Below are 3,109 nucleotides of genomic sequence, written 5' to 3' on the forward strand. Positions count from 1 at the left end.
TTCGATCTCGGCGGTGACTCGATCATCAGCCTCCAGGTCGTCTCCCGCGCCCGCCGCGCCGGACTCGCCCTCTCCTCCCGCGACGTCTTCCTCCACCCCACCATCGCCACCCTCGCTGCCGGCCTCACCGAGGCCGACCCGGGGACCGACGATGCCGGGCAGGCCCAGCAGGGCCTCATTTCGGGCCCCGTGGCGCCAACTCCCGTACGAGAGTGGTACTTCGACACGCACCCGGTGACTTCGGAGCACTTCAACATGTCCACCGCGTTCCAACTGCCCGCGGATGTCGACCTCGACGCTCTGCGGATCGCCGTCGGTGCGCTGCTGTCCCAGCACGATGCGCTGCGCAGCACGTTCACCCGTACCGCCGAGGGAACCTGGACCGGGCACATCACGCCGGCCCTGGATGTCGACTCGGTCTTCACCGTGCACGATCCGGCCGGTGACGCAGACGGTGCCGTCGATGTCGACGCACAGTGGCGCGCGATCGTCGTCCGTGCGCAGTCAGGGCTCGACCTCGAACACGGTCCCCTCTTCCGCGTCGTGGTCGGCGCGCCGCACGGGGGCGGCGGCCCGGCCCGCCTGCTGATCACCGCTCACCACCTGGTGATCGACGGTGTGTCCTGGCGCATCCTGCTGAGCGACCTCGCCACGGCCTATGACCAGGCCGTCTCCGTAGCCGCGCCGGACCTCGGGCCCAAGTCGACCTCCGTACGGGCGTGGGCCGACCGGTTCAACGCACATGTACAGGACGGAGGGTTCAGTGGTCAGCTGGAGTACTGGCGGTCGGTGACGAGCGCGGCCGATACGCGGCTTCCGATGGACACGCCGGACGGTGGCAACAAGGTCGCGGATCAGGCCGCCGTCATGGCGTACCTCGATGTGGACGACACCCACGCCCTGCTGCACCAGGTGCCGGGCCGGTTCCGGACACAGATCAACGACGTGCTGCTGGCAGCGCTGGCGCGCACTCTGCGCACCTGGACCGGTCATGACCGCGTCGCGGTCAATCTGGAGGGGCACGGCCGCGAAGAGCTGTTCGACGACATCGACCTGACCCGTACCGTCGGCTGGTTCACGTCCATCTACCCCGTTGCTCTGGAGCTGCCGGAGACCGATGACTGGCCGGCCACCATGAGGTCGGTTAAGCGACAGCTCAGGGCCGTTCCGGACCGAGGCGTCGGCTACGGCGCGCTGCGCTACCTCAGCGGAGAGCTGGCCGGCGACCCGGATCCCCGGATCAGCTTCAACTACCTGGGGCAGTTCGGCACGGGCAGCACGGGTAGCACGGGAAGTACGGGCAGTACGGGTACGAGCAGCGCGGGTGGTACGGGGGCCGGGTCGGCCGATGCCGGCCTGCTCAGCACCTCGCTGGCCACGGACGGCCAGGAACACGGCCCGCAGCAGGAACGCAACCATCTGATCGATGTCGTCGCCGTCGTGGACGAGGGAAGATTCGTCGTCACCTGGTTCTACTCCACCGCGGTGCACCGGGAATCAACCGTGACCGCGCTGGCGGAGAACTTCATCGACGCGCTGCGGAGCGTGAGCCGGAGCTGACGAACCTACGAGCCCGCGCCGTCCCTCCCCCCCTCTGCCCCTCTGCCCTCCGCCCTTCCACCCCACCTCCCAGCCGAACGCCGATCTTTGTGTCACAAGGAGATGCTGAGATGAGCACGCCACCGTCCCGTGAAAGCCGGATCAGCGCGCTGCCGGAGCACATGCGGGCGCTCCTCCGGGAGCGTATGGCGGGGAGCCACACCGTGGTCACCGACGCCATCGCGCCCGTGGACCGCACGGCCGAGCTGCCGGCGTCCTTCGCGCAGCGGCGGCTGTGGTTCCTGGAGGAGTTCCGGCCGGGCGGGGTGGAGTACAACTCGGGTCTCGCCCTGCGGATGACGGGGACGCTGGACCGACAGGCCCTGGAACGGGCCGTCGAGCAGATCGTGGCGCGCCACGAGGGTCTCCGTACAACCCTCGACGCGGTGGACGGCCGAGCGATCCAGATCGTGCACCCTTCCATGACCGTGCCGGTCGAACACCTCGACCTGTCCGCGTACGACGACTCGGCGGCAGACGACTCGGCGGCACCGGAAGGTGAGGCGGACCGGGTCCTGCGGGAGCGGCTGCTCACTCCGTTCGACCTGCGAGTCGGGCCGCTCTTCCGGGTCCTGCTGGTGAGGCTGGGTTACGACGATCACGCCCTGCTGCTCTCGATGCATCACATCATCAGCGACGGCCGCTCACTCGACATCCTCACCGGGGAGCTGAGCGCGTGCTACGCCGCCGCGCTGGATGGGCGGGATGCCGACGTACTGCCCGCGCTGCCGGTGCAGTACGCCGACTTCGCGGCCTGGCAGCACGACCGGCTGACCGAGACGGAACTCCGGGGCGGACTGGACTACTGGAGGCAGCGGCTCGACGGCCTCCAGCCGCTGGAACTGCCGACGGACCACCCCAGACCGACGGTACGGAGCGCGGCGGGCGCGGTCCACGCGTTCGACATCCCCCGGGACGTGGCGGCAGGGCTGGCCGGACTCGGCCGGGAACATGGCGCGAGTCTGTTCGTGACGCTCACGGCGGTCACTCAACTGCTGCTCTCCCGTTACAGCGGCCAGGACGACATCGCACTCGGGACGGCGACGGCCGGTCGCGACCGCGCGGAGCTGGAGAATCTGGTCGGCTTCTTCGTCAACACGCTGGTCCTGCGCTCCCATGTGGATCCGTCGGCGACGGTCGGTGACTTCCTGTCCTCGGTGAAGGGGACGGTACTGGAGGCGTTCGACCATCAGGAGATCCCGTTCGACCGTGTGGTGGAGGCTCTCGCCCCGGAGCGCGATCCCAGCCGTATGCCGCTGGTCCAGGCCATGGTGGTACTCCAGAATTCCACGGGTCCGGCGCCGGAGTTCGCCGGGCTCCGTACCGAGCCGATGAGTGTGTCCCGGGACGCGCTTCCGTTCGACTTCATGCTCGAATTCGAGGAGCGGGAAGGCGAGTTGACGGGGGCGATCGAATACAGCACGGATTTGTTCGATGCGGGGACGGTTGGGCGGATGGTGGGGCATTGGTTGGGGTTGGCGGGTGAGTTGGTGGCTGTTGGGTCGGGTGG

General features: G+C 68.8%; 2 protein-coding genes. Both read left to right on the plus strand.

The window, feature by feature from the left end; translation table 11 throughout:
- Nucleotides 1–1,560: condensation domain-containing protein (locus tag ACIRQP_RS42290; protein ID WP_403900783.1), on the plus strand; the 1,560-nt coding region annotated here is incomplete at its 5' end.
- Between the two features lie 110 nt (nt 1,561–1,670).
- A partial coding sequence (locus ACIRQP_RS42295) for a condensation domain-containing protein (protein WP_403900785.1) occupies nt 1,671–3,109 on the plus strand: 1,439 nt, incomplete at its 3' end.

This window comes from Streptomyces sp. NPDC102274 (genome assembly GCF_044766385.1).
Taxonomy (GTDB): Bacteria; Actinomycetota; Actinomycetes; order Streptomycetales; family Streptomycetaceae; genus Streptomyces.